This is a genomic window from Ensifer sp. GW823-FHT05D09 (assembly GCF_058795755.1).
In genome coordinates this window covers 51693-73127 of sequence record NZ_JBXAIA010000008.1, presented here as the reverse complement: position 1 = coordinate 73127, position 21435 = coordinate 51693, and the positions used below count along the sequence as shown (strand labels likewise).

Genomic DNA, 21435 nt, shown 5'->3' with positions numbered 1-21435 from the left:
GACGACATGAACCAGAATCCGAAAGACTGGAAAACCTACGATCAGTTTGCCTATGGCATCGATACCAATCGCCTGCCGGCGAGCGACGCCCTGACCGGATCGACCCAGACGCTCGCCTTTGACGACGGCCGGAGGCTGGAGCTGACTTTTGCCAAGGGCAGCGTCGATTGGTCGGACGGCAAGGAAAACGGCACCGACAAGGTCGACGTCGTCGAGGTCGCCGCAAGCACCTATTTCGTCGAGATCATCTTCAAGAACCGTCCCAAGGAAGCCGAGACGCTGGTTCTCAATGTTGCGAGCCGACGGGCGCTGTCAATCTACTCCATCGTCCGCGAAAAGGACCAGTTCGCCGGCGAACCGCAGGTCGCGCAGATCTTCCGGGCAGGCCGGATCGAAGGTGGCGAGTTGAGCGGGCCGGCACCGGTAGAGAGCCGTGACCTCGTTGGTCTGCGGGCGCATTTCACCTACAGCCCGAACCATGTCTACGAGCACACCTACCTGTCTTCGCAGCGTTATGCGTGGCAATGCCTCGTCGGCGTCCAGCGCGGCCATGGCGACGTCGACCTGACGACCAACTACAAGTTCGACGACGACCAGTACATCTTCACCTTTCGCGAGTTCAAGATCGCGGTCGCCTCCACCTTCTTCTACAATTTCAAGGACATGCGCTCGACCGGCAAGTTCCTGGGCATCACTGGCGACGGCCGGATACAAAACAGCCCCGCCGGCGCCTTCATTCGCAAGGCATCAATGACCTACTACCTGCCCGGTCAGGAACCAGTGTGAAAGGCGAGAACATGCGAACACCCTACGACATCGTCAAGGCGCACTACGACGCCAATGACCGGCGCGACATCGACGGTATGCTCTGCGATATCGCTGCGGACTGCCGGTGGACGGAGATGGACGGGTTCCCCTGCGCCGGCACCTATGTGGGGCCGGAAGCGATCCTCGAAAACGTCTTCGTGGCGCTGGGCAAGGATTTCGACGGCTACAGCTTCACGCTGGAACGGCTGCTCGACGCCGGCAATGATGTCGTCGCCGTCGGCGACTACGCCGGAACCAACAGGAAAACCGGCAAAGCCTTCCGGGCGCGGGTCGTGCATGTCTGGGGCGTCGCAGATGACAAGATCCGGCGCTTCGAGCAGTTTACCGATACGCTGAGAGTGGTTGAAGCAATGCACTAAGCGACAGGCGGCTTCGCGTTCAGCGAGGCCGCATTTCCCGTGAGAGCGGGCCTTTCCGCCATTGCGATGGCGAGTGCGCATAGCGGCTGCGAAAGGCACGCGAAAAATGCGCGCTGGATGAAAAGCCGAGGCCAAAGGCGATCTGGGATATTTCACCCGGATAGCCCCTAGCATCACGCAGACGTATTGCCGCTTCGTCCAGCCTGAGCGTCCAGATATAGTCTGCCGGCGTGATGCCCTCTGCCTCGAAAGCGCGATAGATATAGCGCGACGAACAGCCCATGCGCCGCGCGATCACGCCGACATCGAGGTCGGGCCGCGCGATGTTGTCGGCGATGAAGTCCTTTGCTCGGCGCCGCAGCAGGCCGAGCGAATGCTCGCCCGGGGCCTCGCCCGACGGATCACCGCCAACCATGGTTCGAACGAGCTCGACCATTGTCTGGCCAACGCTTGCGCGGGCCGCATCGTCCAGTTGTGCAATCTCCCGGATCGTTGAATCCATCAGCGACAGCAGGATGCGTTGCATGCCGGCATGCGCTTGCGGCGCGACGAAGGGCTCCTTCAGCCTTGCGATTGCAGCAGGCGAAAGCGCTTGGCGCGGCAACTGAAGAAGCAGTAGCCGCACGGGCGTTCTGTTGCTCAAGACATAGGGCCGGCTCGGATCGTAGATCACGACGGCCTCCGCGCCGACCGCCGCGGTGCGTTCACTTTGAAGCAGAGACGAGCGGCCGTGCGTCTGGATGATCAGCTTGATTGCATCGGGATTGCTGGATCCATGGACCACACGATCGCCGATGACCGTATGGATGTCAGCCTCCAGCCGCGTCAGCCGACAGTTGCCGAGCATTGCCGATACGAGCGTGCTCTTCTCCTCATTGCCGCCGGCAAAGTCGAGGCGAACATTGCCGAACAAGGTGCGGGCGACACCTGCAAGGTCGCGTCCTCTGGCAGTTTCTAGGGATCCTCGAGCGGAGGCTGGCATGACATCTCCCTCACGCGGTCAGGTAGCCGCCATCGACCGGCAGGCAGGCGCCGGTCACATAGCGCGCCGCGTCGGATGCCAGAAAAGCGATCGCGTCCGCCACCTCACCCGCCTCCCCCCACCGCCCGGCAGGAATACGGCTCAGGATTGGCACAGAGACGGCTTCATCGGCAAACAGAGCCCGACTGAGCGGGGTGACGATCCAGCCCGGCGCCACGGCATTGACGCGAATGTCGGTCGCCGCATACGCCTGAGCCAGCGACTTGGTCAGCTGAACGATCGCCCCTTTGCTCGCCGAGTATCCCGGCCGGTCGGCCGCCCCGAACGTCGAATACATCGATGCGATATTGACGATGGAAGATCCTGATTTCATTCGGTCGCGCGCCAAACGGCAACAATCCATGACGGAGGTGAGATTGATCGCAATCACTTCGTCGAACTTGTCTTTGCGCCATTCCTGACGATCGCGACTGACGCCGGTGCAATTCACCAGGACATCGATCCGATCCAGGTTTGAGAAGAAGCCTTCGAGCGACCCAGGGCGCAGCACGTCGACCTCTCTGTTGTCGATCTGCACGTGATGCGGTCCGCCGGATGCGCCCAGTCCACAGGTGATCACGCGGGCGCCGAGCCCGGCGAAACGAAGTGCCGTGGCGGCGCCGATGCCCGAAGTGCCGCCTGGGATGACGACAGTTCGGCCCGCAAAGAGTTCGCTCGCGAAAGTCATGTCTGTTCCTTGAGATCGGTGTGTCGAGATCAGCTCGCGAGATAGGCGCCGTGCAGAATTTCGGGTTGGGCCCTCAGCGCCGCAGACGACCCGTCATAAACCAGCCGCCCGCGCTCGAGCACCAGCGCATGCGCCGCAAGATCGAGTGCCAGGTTGGCGAATTGTTCGATCAGCAACACGCCGATGCCGCCCTTCGCCGCAAGCTTCAAGGCCTCCGCGAGGCGCTTGACAACCGCAGGCGCCAGCCCGAGGGAAAGCTCGTCGACGATAATGAAACGTGGCCTGGCGATAAACGCCTGTGCCATCGCCACCATCTGCTTCTGGCCGCCGGAAAGATCGGACGCCAACTGCGTGCGACGCTCGGCGAGTTCGGGAAAGATGCCGTAGACCGTTTCGAGGCCGTCGGCCCGGGCGCTGCGCGACCCGTCCAAAGCCGCAACGAGGATATTGTCTTCCACCGTCAGTTGTCCGAGCACGCGATGTCCTTCGGGCACCAGCGCAATTCCGGCGCGCCGGATACGATCGGGCGACAGGCCGTCGAGCGGCCTGTCGTCGAGCCGCATGGCTCCACCGGCCAGGGGCAGCACACCGGCAAGCGCCATGACGACGCTCGACTTGCCGGCGCCGTTGGCGCCCAGAAGCGTGGTGATCTCGCCTGCCCGGATCGTGAACGAGACATCGTGAATGACGCGTTTGCCGCCACGTTCGACGGCAAGGCGCTCGACCTCGACGCAAGATACCTCGGCCATGTCAAAGCTCTCCCAGATAGGCACGTCGGACAGCGGGATCGGCGAGCACCGTTTCAGTGGGGCCGAGGGCAAGCAGCTTCCCGTAATCGAGAACCATCGTTTCGCTGCACATGGCGCGGATCAGTTCGACATCGTGGTCGATGACCAGGACCTGCGCTGAAAACTCAGTTGGGATACGCAAGACAAGTTCACGCAGCGCACTGCCCTCCTCGTCGGTCAGCCCGGCGGCGGGCTCGTCCAGCAGGATGAGGCTTGGCTTTCCGATCACGCATTTGCCAAGCTCAACCAGGCGGCGCTGGAAGAGATTGAGTGATTGCCCCAATTTGTCCGCAACGGGACGCAGGCCGATAAAGGCTAGCGCGCGGTCGACCGCCTCGGCGCGCTGCGGCGACGGCACGATGTGATCGGCGATCGCGGCAAGATTGTCGGCAACCGTCAAGTCCTCGACCACCTGTTCCGTTTGAAACGAGCGTCGCAGGCCGGCACGCACGCGCTGCAGCGGCGTCATCTCTAAGAGCCCGTTGCCGTTGAGCGCCACCGAACCTTGAACCGGCCGCACGAAGCCGGACAGCACATTGAGCAGCGTTGTCTTTCCCGCCCCATTCGGGCCGATCAGTCCGGCAACAGGGGCCGTCAGGGTCGCCGTCAATTGATTGATCGGCTTGACCCCGCCAAACTGGACGACCAGGTTGTCGATCGCAATCATGGTGCCCTCCCTCCCATAATTCGGATACGCACCCGGGCGACGATCCCGGCGATCTGGCCGGCAATGCCGGCAGGTGCGGTGGCAAGCGCGTGAAACAGCGCGACACCGAAGATGCCGATGGTCACGTAGCCATCGATCCCGAGATCGGTCAGGAGCGCCGGCAATGCCCGCAGCAGCAATCCCGCAATCAGTGCGCCATACCAATTGTAAACCCCGCCGACGATCGCCAGGGCAAAGAGATTGAGGCTCTCGAACGCGCCGAAGGCTCGCCCGTCGAGCTGCCCGACGTTGCCGGCAAGCAAGGCCCCGGATACGCCGGCGAGAAAGCCGCTGAGCGCGAAGGCCCATGCCTTGAAAACGAGGACGCTGACGCCACTGGAAATGGCGACGGTTTCGCCCTTGCGGATCAACGCCCAGGCGCGACCGGGTTTGGCCAGCTTGTGCCACTGCGCGATCATCAGCCCGACCGTTGCGGCGACGCAGACATAGATGAAGTAGGCGACGGCGCCCTGCGCCATGTCGGGGCGAGGCAGCATCGCCCGGCCTGAGCCGTCGGCCCGTCCGAGGAAACCCGGCCCTCCATCGGGAAACCCCCAGGCGCTGATGACGATCTGGAAGGCGCCGGCCAGCATCAGCGTGACGAGCGCGAGATAGAGCCCGCGCAACCGCAACGCCGGAATTCCGAAGACCAGCCCGACGATAGAGGCGACGATGCCGCCTGCCAGGAGGCTGATTTCGAAGGGCGGGTGAAACGCATGACCGACACGCAGCGCCACCCAGCCGCCAACGCCGACAAGCGCGAACTGGCACAGGGAGACGAGACCGAGCTGGCCATAAAGGATCGCGAGCCCCACCACGGAAAGCGAGAGCGCCACAGCCGCCGTGGCCGCCGACAGCCAGAACGAATTGGCGAAAAGCACTGTCACGCCGGCAAAGACGATCATCGTTGCCGGAACCTGGAGAAGCGACATCGGCAGACGGGCGATGGACATGGAGCGGGGCACGACCTGTGCGACGTGTTCGGAAGCCATCATCTGTCCTTCAGCGCGGCCTTTGCCGTGCTCCCCAAGATCGTGACCGCGGCAAGTGCGATGATGAAAGGTGCAGCCGCGCGATAGGGCGATATCCAGCCAAGTGGCGTCAACACTGCCTCTGCAATGCCGACAAGCAGGCCGGCAAGCGCCGTTTCCCACAGCGAGCGCAGCTGACCCAGAATCGCAGCGGCGATGGCCGGGATCACCAACAGCGTCAGGAAAGTGCCCTGCAGCCGAACGAGATCCGCCAGCAGCAACCCGGCAAAGCCGGCAAAGATGCCGGTGATGATCCACGCGGCCGTCTCGGTATAGAGAATGCGAACACCAAGGATGGCGCTCAGATCGCGATCATTGGCCAAGGCGCGCATGTCCAGGCCGAGCCGCGTCCGGTTGAGCAGAAGCGTGATGACGCCAACCATCACGATCGACAGGAGAATGGCAATGATGCGGGTATAGGTCAGCCGCACGCCGAAGATCGAAACGAACATCTGATCGGTCGGAAACTGCAGGCGCCGCGGCAGCTCCCCCCAGATCACGCCCATGAGCGCAATCAGGATCAGGGCCGGCGCCAATGTCCCGACAGCGCGCACGACGATATCCCTGTGGCACAGGAGCGGCGCAAAGATGCGTCCGTAGGCAAAGCTGATGGCCGTGGACACGGCGACGGCTGCGAGGATCGCGACGACCAGCGGCATCTTCCATTCGAGCAATTGCCACGCACAATGGGCACCGAAGGCACCAAAAGCGCCGAAAGCAAAGTTGAGAACACCGGTGGCCCGAAACAGAATGACGAGCCCGACACCGGACAGGGCATAGACGGCCCCGATACCAAGGCCGGAGATGATGAAAGGCAGAATGTTCATGTGTCGATCCTAGCGGGTCGGACAGGTCCTGCAGCCAAAAGGGCTGCAGGACGCGATCGGAGGCAGAAGCTCAGTTCAGCCCTGCGGACTTCTCGTAGTCGCGGATATCTCCAAGCTCCGGATCGGGCGACGGAGCGCAGTCGGAGACGACCTTCCACTTGCCGCCTTCGCTCACCGCCATGCGGGTCGTCGAGTTGGCATTGTGACGTGGCTGTCCGTCGCCGAAGTACCAGGGGGCGCAGAAGATGTCGCTCTTGAAGCCCTTCACCTGGCGAACGGCGGCAGAGACGGTCTCACGGCTGATATCGGCCGGGTCGAGCGTCATCAGCGCCTTCTCGGTGATGCGCGCCGCCAGATAGCCGGCCTGTGCGAAGGTGTCGCGCGGATCGGAGGACTGTCCATATTCGTCCATGACCGCCAGCCAGTTGCTATTGTCGGGCGTGTCCGCTTCCAGATCGTTGAACTCCATGTTGACGTAGAACTTGCCGTCCCAACCTGCACCGATGGTGGTGGGAACGGAAAGATCATAAGCGGAAGCAGCACTGAGGAACGTGATCGTCTGGTTGAGCCCCTGCTCTTCGGCGGCGGTCAGAAGCGGCACGGCGACGCCCTTGGACATGCCGAGCACGATGACGTCGGGTTTGTTGCCGGCCGCCTGCAGCATGACCGAAGTTGCGTCCGCCGAGCCCGGGTCCATCAGGATCGTTTCAGCGGCAAAGCCCTTCTCCTTCGCCAGCAGCATGACGCCATCGCAGGACCAGGTGCCGACATTCGGAATGTTGGGGCCGATGCACACAACCGATTTGGCTTTCAGTGCCTCGAGCGCGTAGCCCATGGCGCCGAGCATAGAAACCCGCGGGCCGGCATTGGTCGGAGCATAGTTCTCGGCAAAGAAGCACTCGCGCGGCACACCGACGCCGGCAACGACGAGAATGCCCGACTTCTTGTAGAATTCGGCATTGGCGCCGCACTCGACATAGCTCGAGTTGCCGACCATCAGCACCGCCTGCTCGTCGTTGACGAGCTTGGCAGCGAGTTGCGCCGCCGTCTCCGGATTCCACTGATCGTCCTCGACCAGATATTTCACCGGCCGCCCCTTGATCCCGCCATTGGCGTTCAGGCAATCGAAATAGGCCTTGGCCGCCTTGGTGGAATTGGAGAAATCGTCCGGCCCGGTCTTGCCGGTAATGGCGCCGATGACAATCGGCTCGCCGGTCGCCGCCTGTCCGGTATTCTCGCCGCAGGTCGCGGCAGCCTGTGCGCCCGCCGCCGAAAGCAACGTCAGGGCAAGGCCGACGGCCAGCCCCTTCAAATCTATCCTCATGGTTTCCTCCTCCAGTTCTTGTTCGTTCCTCCCCCGCTCCCGACGGGGTTGGTCATGGTGCCGACATCAGCCGGCAATTGCCTTTCCGGTCATGAAGGCTGCGGCACGAGCCGCGATCATCATGGCCGGTGCGTTGGTGTTGCCCGAAACGAGGGTCGGCATGACCGACGCGTCGCAGACGCGCAGCCCCTCGACGCCGCGCACCTTCAGATCCGGCCCGACGACGGCCAGCCGGTCGTCGGCGGCACCCATGCGGGCGGTGCCTGCCGGATGGAAAACGGTCTTGGCGGTCTGGCGGATATAGTCGCGCAGGGCATCAGGATCCTTCTCCACGCCCGGTCGCGGCAGGACCCGACGCTTGACCAGTTTTGAAAGTGCCGGCGCTTCCAGGATGCGGATCGCCGTTTCTACCCCGCGAACCAGCGTCTCGACATCGACCGGATCCGACAGGAGATTGGCGTTGAAATCCGCTTTCTCATTCGGATCGGAACTCTTCAGGCGGATGCTGCCGCGCGAGTGCGGACGCAGGTAACAGGGGCCGATGCTGATGCCGTGGCCGGGTTCGGGCTCGCGGTCGACGAAACCGATCAGGACAGGCAGGACGTGGAACTGGACATCAGGCTGACCGGTGCCTGCTGTGTCGACGAACCCGCCGCATTCTACGACGTTAGACGCCAGAAGGCCGCGATGGGACGTCAGGTAGCGCGCCATATGCGCGACCGCCCTGAGCCCCGTGTCGTGCCCGAGTATGGACATTGGCTGCCGCGTCTCGCCCTGAACCGGCACCTCGAGATGATCCTGGTAGTTCGCGCCGACCCCTGGCAAGTCCGCAATCACGTCGATGCCGTTCGCGCTCAGGTGCTGGCCGTCGCCGATGCCCGACAGCTGCAGGATCTTCGGCGTCGCGATGGCGCCGGCGGCAAGGGCTATTTCACGCGAGGCTGAATACACCGTGCCATCGATCAGCTCGACGCCGGTGGCACGCCGTCCGTCGAACAGGATGCGGGCCACCTTGCGTTGTGTGAGCACGGTCAGGTTCCGGCGCTTTTCGGCCTCGCGCAGAAACGCCTGCGCCGAACTCCATCGCCGCCCACGATAGGTCGTGCTCTGATAGAAGCCGACCCCCGCCTGATCCTCGCCGTTGAAGTCGGGATTGTGGGGGATACCGATCTCGGTCGCAGCCTGAACGAACGCCTCGCTCAAGGGGTGCCGGTGGCGCGGATTGGAAACGTGAAGGCTGCCGGTCCGCCCGTGGAATCTGCCGTTGAGGCTCTCGTTGTTTTCAAGCGAACGAAAGGCCGGCAGCACATCCTCATAGGACCAGCCGTGGCACCCCATCTGCGACCAGGTGTCATAGTCGTTCCTGTGGCCGCGAATGTAGATCATCGCGTTGACCGAGCTGCCGCCGCCAAGCACGTTGCCCTGCGGGATGATGCTCGGGCGGCCGTTGAGCCCCTTCTGCGGATCGGAAGCATAAGGGTGGATGTCGATGCCCTTGCCCAGCACCTTGAAGAAGGTCGCGGGAATATGGATCCAGAGATCCTTGTCCCGGCGTCCGGATTCGAGAAGAAGGACCCGGTGATCAGGGTTTTCCGAAAGCCGGTTGGCCAGCACGCAACCCGATGATCCGCCGCCGATGATGATGTAGTCGAATATCGTCATGGCTCAGCTCAACACGGTCTGGATCGTGGTGAATTCCTTCAGGCCCTCGACGCCGAATTCGACGCCGATGCCGGATTGCTTGACGCCGCCGAACGGCGCGTTCGGCTGTATGGTGCCGTGCTTGTTGATCCAGACCGAACCGCATTCGAGCTGCAGCGCATAATGCCGGGCCTTTTGCGCGTCGGCAGACCAGACCGAGCCGCCAAGGCCGGCAGGATTGGTATTGGCACGCGCAATCACTTCGTCGATATCGGTGTAGCGGATGATCGGCAGCGCCGGCCCGAACTGCTCCTCGTCGACCAGCCGGACGCCGTGATCGACATCGGCGACCAGCGTGATCGGATAGAAATAGCCAGGCCGCTCCAGCGGCGCGCCGCCGACGAGGATGCGACCGCCCTTGGCGCGCGCGTCGTCGACGAGTTCGCGCACCTTGTTGAACTGCATTTCGTTCTGGATCGGCCCGAGAATGCTGGTTTCGTCCAGACCGTCGCCGACGGCGATCTTGCCGGCATAATCCGTCAGCGCCGCGCACACATCCTCATAGATGCTTTCATGCACGTAGAGGCGCTTCAGCGCCGCGCAGGTCTGGCCACTGTTGATGAAGGCGCCCCAGAACAGGCCCTCTGCGATGCGGGACGGTTCGGCGTCGGGGAGCACGATGCCCGCATCGTTGCCGCCGAGCTCGAGCGTCAGTCGCTTCAGCGTGGCGACCGCCGATGCCATCACCTTCTTGCCCGTCTCGGTCGAACCGGTAAATGTCATCTTGGCGATACCGGGATGGGCGGAAAGCGCTGCGCCGATCTCGTTTTCGCCGGTGACCACATTGACGACGCCGGGCGGCAGCACCTCGTTCATGATCTCGACGAGACGGATGGTGGAAAGCGGGGTGAGCGGCGACGGCTTGATGACAACCGTATTGCCGGCCCGCACCGCCGGCACGATGTGCCAGCAGGCGATCATAACAGGCCAATTCCAGGGTGTGATGGAGCCGACGACGCCGATCGGCTTGCGGTGTAGCTCGACGCGGCCCTCATTGTCGTCCTGCAGGATTTCGACCGGCAGGTTCAGTTCCGCCGTGTGCCGCGTCCAGGCAAGCGCGCCGCCGATTTCGAAGCGGGAACCGAGCCCGTTGAGCGGCTTGCCCTGCTCGCGCGTCAGGATCTGCGCAAGTTCCTCGGCGTGCTCGGCGATCTTCTCGGCGAGCAACCGGCAGGCATTTGCCCTGAGTTCATCCGCGGTCTGTGACCAGGTCTTGAAGCTTTCCGCAGCAGCAGCGACGGCCCGATCGAGCTCCGCCTCGCCGGCGAGCGGCATGTAGCCGACGACGTCGCCGCTCGACGGACTGCGGACTTCCGCGTGGCTGGATGTGGCGACGCGCTCGCCCGCAATGAGCAGGGTGTACTGCTTCACGATTTTCTCCTCCCGTGACCTTCGCAGGGACTATGGAGGAGCGCCGCGTTTTCTGTCTTGGGGAGAAGCGCGCCGCGTCTTGGACTGAAACGCAGCGCCCGTTTTCAAACCGCGTTGGGCGCGCCGGCGCCAAAGCGCAGGATGTCGGTCGGAGCGCAGTCGAACAAATCCTTGAAGCTGCGGTTGAAGTACGAAATGTCGTTGAAGCCGGCGGAATAGGCAACCTCGGCAATGGTCTTGGCGTTGCGCTGTTCCTTGAGCTGCTCGATCTTCTCGCGCGCGAAACGCAGGCGCTTGTCGCGAATGACCGTCGTGCAAGTGACGCCCATGCCCTGAAAGTCCTGCTGCAGCGTTCGGATGGAGATGCCGAGCCGGGTTGCCAGCCATTTGGCGCTGAGATCGCTTTCGGTCAGGTGCCGGTCGATCAGCACGTCGACCATCTGCAGACGCTTGGTGGCGCTGTCATGGAGGGAATGCAGGCTTCCGGCTTGCGTTCCCGTCGACAGGAACGCCTGACGGGTGGCGTTGAACATCAATTGGCGCAGATGCGGCGATGCCGTTTCGTTTTCGGGCGTCGACATGATCTTGGCGATCAGAGCGCGCAGCATCAGTGCCATGGGGTCGTCGGCAAAAAGCTTGCGCGCGACGTCGAAGTCGACCTTGCTTTCGGAGTACATCAATTGCCGGGGCAGATGCAGCGAGAGATGGTTGCTGAACCGGCCGCCGAAATAGAAGGTGGTCGGACGGGTGGAATCCACCAGGATGCATTCGCCGACGTCGAGCACATTCTGCTGGCCCGAATGTTCGACGCCACACACCCCTTCCAGCTGCAGGATCAGGAAAAGATGCTCATTGGCATCCCGGCGAACATCGTCCCAACCGCGATGGACATAATCGAGGTCGTTGGAGACATGGGCGAATTCCATGCCGCAGACATCGATGCGGCTCGCCTTGCCGAAGACGCTGTCGCCGCGCTTCATCGTGTGCGGATTGAAATTGCCGCAAATGCCGCGCAGGTCGTCGGCCCACTCGTCGTAGGGGATCGTCGCCCATTCGCGCTGCACCAGGCTCTGGTTCTGCAATAGTTCCAACTCTGCCTCCCAACAGTGTCAGTGCACCCGAGGGCTCGGCGGCGTGCTATCCCAAGCACGGCAACCGGCCAAACGTTACGGGCGACGCGAACCTTCGGTCAAGAAGGCGCCGCCGGGCGTCATGCAGCCTGCCCGGCCTCGCCGAGATAAAGCGCATGAAGCCGTGCCGGATCGCGCGCCAGGGCCTGACAGCCGCCATCATAGACGATCTCGCCACGCCGCAGCACATAGGCGCGATTGCCGATGGCCAATGCCAGCGTCGCGAACTGCTCGACCAGCACGACCGCCATGCCGTCATCGGCAAGCGTTCGCACGGCGCTCATCAGGCGGCTGACAATCACCGGCGCAAGGCCCGACGACATTTCGTCGATCAGAACGACCTTCGGCCGGCCGACAAGCGCGCGGGCGATGACAAGCATCTGCTGCTCGCCGCCGGAAAGCATGCCAGCGTTCACGCCTCGCCGCTGCACAAGCTCCGGGAAAAGCGCATAGGCCTCGTCAAGATTGGCCGAAGGATGCAGCGCAACTGCTAGGTTTTCCTCCACCGTCATCTCGGCAAAGACGGTGCGTCCCTGCTCCACATGGCGCAGGCCACGGCGCGCCCTTGTGCCGGCATTCGCACCGGCGATGTTTTCGCCATCGAGCAGGACCTCGCCCGCTGCCGGGATGATACCGGAGATACCTTCGAGCGTCGTCGTCTTGCCGGCGCCGTTCGAGCCGAGCACGACGCTGATTTCGCCACCTCTTGCGCTCAGATCGATGCCGCGAACGATCGGAATGCCGCTGCGATTGACGACCAGTCCCTTGATGTCCAGCGTTGTCACGCGACCCGCTCCTCAGGTTCGATGCCCATGTAGGCTTTCTGAACGATGGCCGAGCCGAGCGCCGCCTGCGGCGTGCCCTGCGCAATCAGCCGGCCGAAATCGAAGACGGTAATCGCCGAGCAGGCGCGGCGTACGAGATCCATGTCATGCTCGATCAGGAGCACGGCACTGCCGAACTTTTCCGGGACTGCGGCGATCCTCTCGCCGAGCTTTAGCGCCTCGGCATAGGATTGACCGGCTGCAGGTTCGTCGAGAAGAAGCACGGGCGGTCTCGCCGCCACCACGCCCGCCACGTCGATCAGCCTGCGCGTGCCGGCATCGACCGTCGCAATCACCGTTTCCGGTGACGGGCAATCGAACCATTCGAGTACCGCCTCGATCTCGCCGGGTTTGATGCCCGCCGCCGCCAGCCGCATGTATTCTCCGACCGTGAGTTCCGGCGCGATGCGCGTCGTTTGCCAGGTTCGGCGGATACCAGCCTTGGCCCGCGCCGTCGCGGAAAGGCCTTCGAGCGGACGTCCGGCGAGCTTGATCGAGCCTTCGTAGCGAGGCAGGAAGCCGGCAATGGCATCGACGGTTGTCGACTTTCCCGCGCCGTTCGGGCCGATAAGGCCGACCACCGTTCGAGCGGGAACCGCAAGCGACACCTTGTCGAGGGCAATGACGTTGCCGTAGCGCACGGTCAGGCCGTTGACCTCGAGCGCGAGCCCTTGGGCGTGCACCGACGGCGCTGCCAGCGGCGGCGGCGGCTTGGCGCTTGTCTTACCCGCCCGTCGCGGGAGGAGCTTCGAACCGAGGCGCCCCCAGGTCTCGCTGATCGTCTCGCCGCTGCTCAGCGCCTGTACGGCACCGACGGCGAAGAAGACGTTGCCGACGTCCTGCGGCAGGCCGACGCGACGCAGCAGTTCCGGGAACAGGGTGATCATCAGACCGCCGGCGATGGCGCCGAGCGTGAAATGCGCGCCGACCATGGTCGCCACCGCAAACAGGACGAGCGACTGCATCATGTTGAAGTTCTCGGCGACAAGCGTGCCGAGATAACCGGCCAGAAGCCCACCGGAGATGCCGGCGATAAACGCGCTGATCGCAAAGGCACTCAGCTTTGCGTGCGCGATGCTGACGCCATGGGCGGCAGCGGCCCGCTCAGAATGGCGCACGGCAAGCCAGGAAGCGCCGAGGCGCGAGCGGTTGACGAACTCCAAGGCAACGGCGATCAGGCCGTATACGAGCATGATGAAGAGAAAATAGCCCTTGTCGCTTTCAAACGGCGCAGGCCGGGCAACTTGCGTGAACGATGTCTGCCCCGGGAAGGTGATCGTTGCGAGCACCGTGTCGAAGGCGGCGGCAAAGCCGAGCGTGACGATTGCAAGGTTTATCCCTCTCAATCTGAGGGCTGGCAGGCCGATGACGACGCCAACGGGAACGGCAGCAAGACCGCCGACGAGCACCCAGACGACGAGACCGCCCGGAAACTCGGCGACGTTGAGATAGCCGGTGACCCAGGCTCCGACGCCGGCAAAGGACATTTGGCAGAGCGAAATCATGCCGGTTCGACCCGTGACGAGACCGAGGCTTTGAAGCGCGACGCCGACGATGAAGACGGCCGTGATCAGGAAGACCCAATAATTCGGGAGCGCCAGAACGGCCAGGCCAGCGATGATCGCAAGCGCGGAGGCAGTCTTGAGCGCGGCATGCAGGCTAGCGTGCTTCATCCCAGCGGGCTCCTCTTTGCGACCACAGCAGAACCGCGAGAATGACAAGAAATGGGATGGCGCCGCGATATTGGCTGAACGTGTCGAGGCCACTTGCAAGCCCTTCGATGATGCCGATCATCAGCCCGCCGATCAGAGCCGCACGAAAGCTCGTGAAGGCGCCGATCAACGCTGCCGCCAGTGCCGGAACCACGAGCAGACTGAGCGACATGAAATCCGGCGAACGCAGAGGCGCGATGACCATCAAAGCGAAGGACGTCACCGCCCCCACCACCGCCCACACGCAAAGGGCAAGCAGCCTCACGCGGATGCCGATCAACTCGGCCGCCATCGGACGCAACGAAAGTGCCCGCAATTGCAGGCCCGTTCTGGTTCTTGCGAGAAACTGCTCGGTGACGAGCGTGAAGACGACGGCAATGGCGAGCGTCAACAACGATGCGCGCGTCACCTCCACGCCAGCGAACCGAAAAGCCGATCCGGTGACGAGTTCGGGAAAGCTGTGCGGGTGCTGGCCGCCGGTCAGCCGCAGGCCGACCGCGATGATGCCGACAAGCAGCGCCGCTGTGACGGCCGCCTTGGTCGAGGCGCTCGCGCCCGCAAACCAGGTGGTCATGACGATGCCGATCCATGTCGCAACGAGAGCGCCGGCGGCGATCCCGGCAGGCACGCCGATCGCGAGCGGATAGCCACTCTCGTAGAGCGTCACCATGACGAAGGTGCCGGCGGCGCCGATCGCTGCACCGGTGAAGTTGACGACCGCAACCAGCCTGTAGGTGAAGACCGCGCAAACGCCGAGGATGGCATAGGCGCCGCCTGCAGACAGGCCCGCTACGGCCGATGCCAGAAGTGAGTTCATCGCTAGGCTCCTTCAGTCGGGCCGGGAGGGCATGCTTGCGCCCGCAGCGCTGCTGCGGGCGCTGATGTCATTCGGCCGGTGGCAGGACGTACCAGTCCGTCGTCTTGGGCACCCATTTGCCGCCGGAAAGCTGCATGACCTTCGTCGCCTGCATCGGTGCGTGCTTGGCGGCATCGCCGAAGACATAGTCGCTGCCGGCAATCGAGTATTTCATCGGTTTGCCTTCGGTCAGCTTGGCCTTGATCGTCTCGCGCGTCACCGGTCCGTCGATCGACGATATCGTGTCGACGAGCACCTTTGCTGCAAGATAGCCGCCCTGGGAGAAGGCGGTCTTTGCAAGGCCGGCCTTTTCCATAACGGCCATCCAGTCGCCATTGGCCGCATTTACCTCGGTGTAGGGCTCCCATTCGGTGCCGAGATAGACCGGCTGCCTGGTATCGGGCAGCGCCTTGGCCACGCCTTCGGTGTACCCGGAGGCAAGGAAAATCCAATCGATGCCCTCGATCTTCTGGGCGTCGGCGGTGTTGATCATCTGGACGACGCCCGGTTCGACCTGGTTCGTCAGCACCGCGTCGCAGCCTGAATCCCGCGCCTTGATGAGATAGGGTGTCAGATCGCCCTGCAGCGGCAGTGTCATGTCGACCAGGTGAATGGTCTTGCCGCTCATTGCCTCCCAGCGCTTCACCGCCTGGGCATAAGCCTCCTGGGTGCCACCGAGAATGATGAAGAAAGCGCAGAGCTTTTCGTTCTTCAGTTCGTTGCTGGCGTAGTCGAGCATCGCCGTCGTCAGCGTATAGGGACCGACGTTGACGGGCGCGATCGTCGGCGCGTTGAAACACATCGGATCGACGCCGACGCCCTGCACGGACAGGACATCGTTGCGCTTGTAAGTGCCGGCATTAACGGCACATTCGAGCAGACTTGCCCCACCGCCGAGCGCCACGACGTTCCTGTTGTCGATCAGGTCGCGAGCCGCTTGCGCGGCGACCTGCGGGTCGCCCTTGTCGTCTGCCATGGTATATTCGATCGTGCAGCCGTTGATGCCACCAGCCGCATTGAGCTGGTCGAACACCGCTTTGGCGCCACTTGGACCGTCGGAAAAATCTACCGGACCTGTTATCGTCGAAACGGAACCGAGCTGGATCGGCCCGTCCTCGCATGTCGGGGCGGCAGCGGCCGACCCGGCCATCAGCGCAAGACCGCAACAGGCAGTGGCGGACGTCAGCAGGAGGGAAGTCAAGTATTTCATTCTGTTCCCCTTTTTGTCGAAATTCGGTGATGTGTCGGCCGTCTAGCGCTGGTAGACCACGCGACCCTCGAAATAGGTTGTCAGCACCTTGGTCCCGGCGATCCGGCCGGGCGGCACGTCAAAGACATTCTGGTCGATGATGATCAGATCGGCCGACTTGCCGACTTCGATCGAACCGGTTTCCGCATCCAGCCCGGATGCCTGCGCCGAATTGATAGTGTAGATGGCGATCGCCGTTTCGAGATCGATCGCCTGTTCCGGCCAAAGCGCCTCACCCGGAAAGGCACCGGATGGATTTCGCCGTGTCACGAGCCCCTCGATGCCACTCCACGGATCGGGGATCGGGCAGACCGGCCAATCGGAACCGCCGGCCAAGAGCGTGCCGGCGTCCAAGAGATCGGCAACCGGCCAGAAGCGTTCCGCACGCTCGCGGCCCATCGCCTCCTTATGGCCTTCCAGAAAGGTGGTGGGGAACCAGATCATCGGGCACAGATCGGCAACCACGCCGAGTTCGGCAAAGCGACGGATATCCTCGTCGCGGATATAGCTTGCATGCGCAATGTGATGCAGCACCGGCGTCGGCCCGTTGAAGTGACGGACCGTCTCGATGGCATCGAGCATCTGCGTCACCGAAGCATCGCCGGTGCAATGGACCTTCAGACCCATGCCGAGCTTCTCGGACCTGTCGATGTAGCGCACCAGATCCGGCTGCGAGACAAGCGTGTGGCCGCGATGGCCAGAACCATGGGTCGCGTCGGCAACATAGGGCTCGTGGAAGGCGGCCGTCCTTGCGCCCGGCACGCCATCGAGGAAGATCTTGGTGAAGTTCGGCCGGACGTGCGCGCTGCGGAATTCGTCACGCCGCGCCAACAGCGCATCGCCAGAAAGCCCGAACATGAAACTCGGCTCGACCAGCGGGATCGACGTCACCGACCAGGCCGTCAGCGCACCCTTGCCATCGAGACGCGAGAGCGCTGCCATGACAGGAAGGACGGAAGCGGCATCCTGGAAAGCCGTGATGCCATAGGCATTGTTGCTTCTGACCGCCTGCGCGACGGCCGCCTCGGCCATATCGTCGGTGAAATCCTTGGCTGCCACGTGTTCGACGATACCGGCGGCCGCTTCGATCAGAATGCCGGTCAGTGCGCCGGTCTTCGGATCGCGGCCGAAGGCTCCGTCCACCGGATCGGGACTGTCAGCACTGATGCCCGAAAGGTGCATCGCCTCGCTGTTGACCCAACGATTGTGCGCGGTCTCGTCGCGAAGCAGGACCGGATGGCCGAGGCTTGCCTTGTCGAGGCGCTCAAGCGCGTCGGCGCTATTGAGCACGGCAAGCATGTCGGCGCCCCATTGGCTGCCGAAAATCCATTGGCCCGGCGCGGCGGCTACGGCTGCCTTGCGGACATGGCCGAGGATCTCCTCCAGGGTTGCCGTGCCAGGAAACCGCTGTTCGAAAAGCTCGGCCTGTCCGCCCATGAGGATGTGGTTGTGCACATCGACAAAGCCGGGCATCGCCATGCGGCCCTCAAGGTCGACAATCTGCGTTGCAGGTCCGGCCCGCAGGCGAACCTCGTCATTGCCTCCAACCGCAACGATACGGCCATCGACGATGGCGATCGCTTCCGCCCAGCTTCGGCGCGGATCGACCGTGTAGATCCGCCCATTGATCAGAATCGTGTCCGCGGCGCGGCCATTGGAAGTCATCCTGCAGTTCCCTTTGGTTCATTATTTGAACCTTCTAGTTGAGAAGAGGATGCATCGGCTTCGGCAGGGTGTCAATATAATTCACACGTTAAATATATAGCAGTAAAGCGATCGGCAACGATCAGGGTGACGACGCCGTCTGCCCCAGTTTGAGCTGTCGCCAATCGCTGGGCGCCACGCCCGTCCGCAAGCGGAAGAAGCGCGAGAAATAGGCCGCATCGCGAAAGCCGATCTCATAGGCGATATCCTCGAGCGGCCGAATGGTGAAGAGCAGCAGACGTTTGGCTTCCAGCAGCCGGCGCTCGTTGATCAGTTCCTTCACCTGCATGCCGAACGCAGCGCCGGTGGCCTTGGCCAGCAGGTGCGGGGTGGACCCAAGAGCATCGGTATAGCGCCCCACGGTCCAGTTTTCGCGAAAATGCGCATCGATCATGCGCCGCAACTGCATTGCAAGCATCATGTCGGGAGATTGCGACGGCGACGGCGCAAACGAGGCAAGACGGGCGATCTGCGTCAGGATCGCCGATGCGAGCGACGCCATCATCGACTGGGTGCCGAAGGCGGCCGTCGCATATTCGTCCGCAATGATGTCCATCAATTGCGACAGGCGCTGCCATTGGCTGTCGCCGCTTACGCCCGCGATCATGACCGGCACGTCGATCGCCAACGCTGTCTGTGCGCGAACTGACAGCATTAACCCATCGGCGATCGAGATGACGATGGCATCGCTTTCCCGTGGCTCGACGGAAAAACCGTGTACGATGCCGCTTGGCACAAAGCTGACGGCCGGCGCCGAAAAGTCCAACACCTTGTCTTCGATGAAGTACGATCCTCGCCCGCGCAGCCAATAAGTGACCTGCGCCAACTGATCATGCTTGTGCGCCTTGACCTGCCCATGATGCAGTCCACGCCGGGCCATCACCGTTTCGACGTGAAAAAACCCCGGCTCCAGCGGCTGTTCCGGCTCGCCGTAGACAAAGAAGCTTGGAATGCCGTCAACCATGGTTCACCCGAAAAAGTACAAGCCATTTTGGCATTCTGTCCATGGCAGCGGTGACAATCAATGCCTAGTCTTGACGAAACTCAAGGAGGAGAACCATGAGAGCTGAAGACTTTCGCGCCGACAAGGCGCGCCCGTTTACCGGGACCGAATACCTCGAAAGCCTGCGTGACGGTCGCGAGGTCTACATCAACGGCGAGCGCATTCAGGATGTGACGACGCATCCGGCCATGCGCAACTCCGCGCGATCGCTGGCGAGGCTCTACGATGCATTGCACGATCCCACCAAGAAGGATGCCCTGACCGCTCCGACCGACACCGGCTCCGGCGGTTACACCCACAAGTACTTCCGTGTCGCCCGCTCGTCCGCCGACCTCGTCGCCCAGCAGGGCGCCATCGCCGAATGGGCGCGCATGTCCTATGGCTGGATGGGGCGCACGGCCGACTACAAGGCGGCGCTGATGAACACGCTCGGCGCCAATGCATCGTGGTACGGCCCGTTCAAGGACAATGCGCTCGCCTGGCACAGCAGAGCCCAGGAGGCGGCGCTGTTCATGAACCACGCGATCGTCAACCCGCCGATCGACCGGCACAAGCCCGCCGATGCGGTCAAGGACGTGTTCGTCCACATCACCAAGGAAACGGACGCGGGCATCTATGTCTCCGGCGCCAAGGTGGTCGCAACCTCATCGGCCCTCACCCACTACAACTTCCTGGCGCAGAGCTCGGCGACCGTGACCGAGGATCCGTCGCTCTCGGTGATGTTCATCGTCCCGATGAATGCGCCTGGTATCAAGATGTTCTGCCGCGTTTCCTACGAGCAGACGGCCAATACCGTCGGCCACCCCTTCGACTACCCCCTGTCGTCGCGCTTCGACGAGAACGATGCCATTCTCGTGCTCGACAATGTCTTCGTGCCCTGGGAAGACGTGCTTGTGCTGCGCGATGCCGCCAAGATCCTGTCGTTTCATCCGGCATCGGGCTTCATGCACGGCTACTGCTTCCAGGGCTGCACCCGCTTTGCCGTCAAGCTCGACTTCCTCGCCGGCCTGCTGGCCAAGGCGCTGCGCGCCACCGGCGGCGATGCCTTCCGCGGCAACCAGGCGGCACTCGGCGAAGTCATCGCGCTCCGGCACATGTTCTGGAGCTTCTCCAACGCCATGGCCTATAATCCCATTCCCTGGGCGGACGGCGCCGTGCTGCCCAATCTGGAAGCCGCCCTCTCCTACCGGACCTTCATGTCGGAAGCCTATCCCCGGGTGGTCGACACCATTCGCCGGGTCGTCGCTTCGGGCCTCATCTACCTGCCATCCTCGGCCAAGGATTTCGGCAACGGCGAGATCGACCGCTACCTCGCGCAATATGTGCGCGGCTCCAACGACATGGGTCACATCGAACGCATCAAGATCATGAAGCTGCTGTGGGACGCGACCGGCACCGAGTTTGGCGGGCGGCATGCGCTCTACGAACTCAACTATGCCGGCGCGCCGGAAGAAGTACGCCTGCAGGTACTGAAAGGCGCCGAGCGCGGCGGACGGCTGAAGGAAATGGAAGCGCTCGTCGATACCTGCATGAGCGACTACGACCAGCACGGCTGGACGGGCGACACCTGGCTGCCGCCGCTGGGCGCCGAGGCGCCGATCCGCAATGCGGCCGAGTGAGGTGACCGGCATGGAAACGGCTGTCTCGAAGACCGAATTCCGCAACGCGATGGCGCGGGTCTGCGCGCCCGTCAACGTCGTCACCACCAACGGACCCGCCGGACGCGGCGGGTTCACGGCAACGGCGATGTGCTCGGTGACCGACGACCCGCCGAGCCTGCTCGTATGCATGAACCGCAACTCGACGCAATGCGGCCTGTTCATCGATAACCGCCGCTTCTGCGTCAACGTGCTCAGCCACGACCATACAGAGCTTGCCGGGCATTTTGCCGGCGCCACCAAGGACATGACGGAGCGCTACGCCGCCGCCGACTGGGTCGAGATGACATCGGGAAGTCTGGCCGTGAAGGATGCGATCGTCTCACTCGACTGCGAGCTCGCGGAGGCACGATTGCTCGGCACCCACCATATCCTGATCGGCCGTGTCGTCGGTATCCGGTCGCGCAGCGACGGCAATGCGCTTCTCTACTTCGACCGCAACTACGTGCACGTGCCGACACAGCTCGGAAGTTTCGGCGGGTAGGCGAGCGACCCAGTTGACCGTTGGCGTGTGCACGCGTCTCGCGGCACCTTTTGAACTCGGATCGCCTGTGATCGTTCAACACGGCCTCATCGCAGGCCGCATTGCCGCAGAGCCGTCGCAATCGACAGGCACATGCGGATTGGCGCCTTTTGCTTTTTCCCGAAACGCGTC

The 21435-nt window shown here is 63.1% G+C and carries 20 protein-coding genes; 4 read left to right on the top strand and 16 right to left on the bottom strand.

The features are described 5' to 3' along the window. The first annotated feature begins 6 nt into the window (after positions 1-6). Complete coding sequence (locus AC1Q80_RS21570) at positions 7-786, top strand: MoaF C-terminal domain-containing protein (RefSeq protein WP_492361780.1); 780 nt, start codon at positions 7-9, stop codon at positions 784-786. An 11-nt stretch (positions 787-797) separates the two neighbouring features. Then, a complete protein-coding gene (locus AC1Q80_RS21565) occupies positions 798-1187 on the top strand; it encodes a nuclear transport factor 2 family protein (protein ID WP_492361779.1) in 390 nt (129 codons plus the stop codon). Positions 1188-1206: 19 nt separating this feature from the next. Here the strand turns inward: AC1Q80_RS21565 and AC1Q80_RS21560 are convergent, their stop codons facing one another. From AC1Q80_RS21560 to AC1Q80_RS21485, 16 genes are all read right to left on the bottom strand, one after another. Next, positions 1207-2169: an AraC family transcriptional regulator gene (locus AC1Q80_RS21560; protein WP_492361778.1), complete on the bottom strand. Its 963-nt coding sequence runs from the start codon at positions 2167-2169 to the stop codon at positions 1207-1209. A 10-nt stretch (positions 2170-2179) separates the two neighbouring features. Next, on the bottom strand, positions 2180-2896 hold the full coding sequence (locus AC1Q80_RS21555; protein WP_492361777.1) for an SDR family NAD(P)-dependent oxidoreductase: 717 nt from the start codon (positions 2894-2896) through the stop codon (positions 2180-2182). A gap of 29 nt (positions 2897-2925) precedes the next feature. Continuing rightward, positions 2926-3645, bottom strand: a complete 720-nt coding sequence (locus tag AC1Q80_RS21550) for an ABC transporter ATP-binding protein (protein WP_492361776.1) — start codon at positions 3643-3645, stop codon at positions 2926-2928. A gap of 1 nt (position 3646) precedes the next feature. Continuing rightward, positions 3647-4351: an ABC transporter ATP-binding protein gene (locus AC1Q80_RS21545; RefSeq protein WP_492361775.1), complete on the bottom strand. Its 705-nt coding sequence runs from the start codon at positions 4349-4351 to the stop codon at positions 3647-3649. Further along, positions 4348-5382, bottom strand: a complete 1035-nt coding sequence (locus tag AC1Q80_RS21540; protein ID WP_492361930.1) for a branched-chain amino acid ABC transporter permease — start codon at positions 5380-5382, stop codon at positions 4348-4350. Before AC1Q80_RS21540 ends, AC1Q80_RS21545 begins: the two co-directional genes overlap by 4 nt. Then, on the bottom strand, positions 5382-6248 hold the full coding sequence (locus AC1Q80_RS21535) for a branched-chain amino acid ABC transporter permease (RefSeq protein ID WP_492361774.1): 867 nt from the start codon (positions 6246-6248) through the stop codon (positions 5382-5384). Before AC1Q80_RS21535 ends, AC1Q80_RS21540 begins: the two co-directional genes overlap by 1 nt. A gap of 70 nt (positions 6249-6318) precedes the next feature. Beyond that, positions 6319-7572, bottom strand: coding sequence for an ABC transporter substrate-binding protein (locus AC1Q80_RS21530; RefSeq protein ID WP_492361773.1), 1254 nt, complete (start codon positions 7570-7572; stop codon positions 6319-6321). Positions 7573-7638: 66 nt separating this feature from the next. Continuing rightward, positions 7639-9234 carry a GMC family oxidoreductase gene (locus AC1Q80_RS21525; RefSeq protein WP_492361772.1) on the bottom strand — a complete coding sequence of 532 codons (1596 nt, stop codon included), beginning with the start codon at positions 9232-9234 and terminating at the stop codon, positions 7639-7641. A 3-nt stretch (positions 9235-9237) separates the two neighbouring features. Next, complete coding sequence (locus AC1Q80_RS21520) at positions 9238-10644, bottom strand: aldehyde dehydrogenase family protein (protein WP_492361771.1); 1407 nt, start codon at positions 10642-10644, stop codon at positions 9238-9240. Between the two features lie 104 nt (positions 10645-10748). Next, entirely contained in the window at positions 10749-11735 is a 987-nt protein-coding gene (locus tag AC1Q80_RS21515) for a helix-turn-helix domain-containing protein (protein WP_173423370.1), read from the bottom strand. 119 nt (positions 11736-11854) lie between these two features. After that, positions 11855-12559, bottom strand: a complete 705-nt coding sequence (locus AC1Q80_RS21510; RefSeq protein ID WP_492361770.1) for an ABC transporter ATP-binding protein — start codon at positions 12557-12559, stop codon at positions 11855-11857. Next, on the bottom strand, positions 12556-14271 hold the full coding sequence (locus AC1Q80_RS21505; RefSeq protein ID WP_492361769.1) for a branched-chain amino acid ABC transporter ATP-binding protein/permease: 1716 nt from the start codon (positions 14269-14271) through the stop codon (positions 12556-12558). The genes AC1Q80_RS21510 and AC1Q80_RS21505 overlap by 4 nt, the downstream gene beginning before the upstream one ends. Further along, entirely contained in the window at positions 14258-15127 is an 870-nt protein-coding gene (locus AC1Q80_RS21500; protein ID WP_492361768.1) for a branched-chain amino acid ABC transporter permease, read from the bottom strand. Before AC1Q80_RS21500 ends, AC1Q80_RS21505 begins: the two co-directional genes overlap by 14 nt. 67 nt (positions 15128-15194) lie before the next feature. Then, positions 15195-16376, bottom strand: a complete 1182-nt coding sequence (locus tag AC1Q80_RS21495) for an ABC transporter substrate-binding protein (RefSeq protein WP_492361767.1) — start codon at positions 16374-16376, stop codon at positions 15195-15197. Between the two features lie 42 nt (positions 16377-16418). Then, entirely contained in the window at positions 16419-18080 is a 1662-nt protein-coding gene (locus AC1Q80_RS21490) for an amidohydrolase (RefSeq protein ID WP_492361766.1), read from the bottom strand. Between the two features lie 121 nt (positions 18081-18201). Continuing rightward, complete coding sequence (locus AC1Q80_RS21485) at positions 18202-19083, bottom strand: helix-turn-helix domain-containing protein (RefSeq protein ID WP_173423376.1); 882 nt, start codon at positions 19081-19083, stop codon at positions 18202-18204. Between the two features lie 95 nt (positions 19084-19178). On the opposite strand from AC1Q80_RS21485, the gene AC1Q80_RS21480 reads away from it, so the two are divergent. Next, a complete protein-coding gene (locus AC1Q80_RS21480) occupies positions 19179-20741 on the top strand; it encodes a 4-hydroxyphenylacetate 3-hydroxylase N-terminal domain-containing protein (protein WP_492361765.1) in 1563 nt (520 codons plus the stop codon). A gap of 10 nt (positions 20742-20751) precedes the next feature. Then, positions 20752-21264, top strand: coding sequence for a flavin reductase (locus AC1Q80_RS21475; RefSeq protein ID WP_173423378.1), 513 nt, complete (start codon positions 20752-20754; stop codon positions 21262-21264). Positions 21265-21435 lie beyond the last annotated feature (171 nt).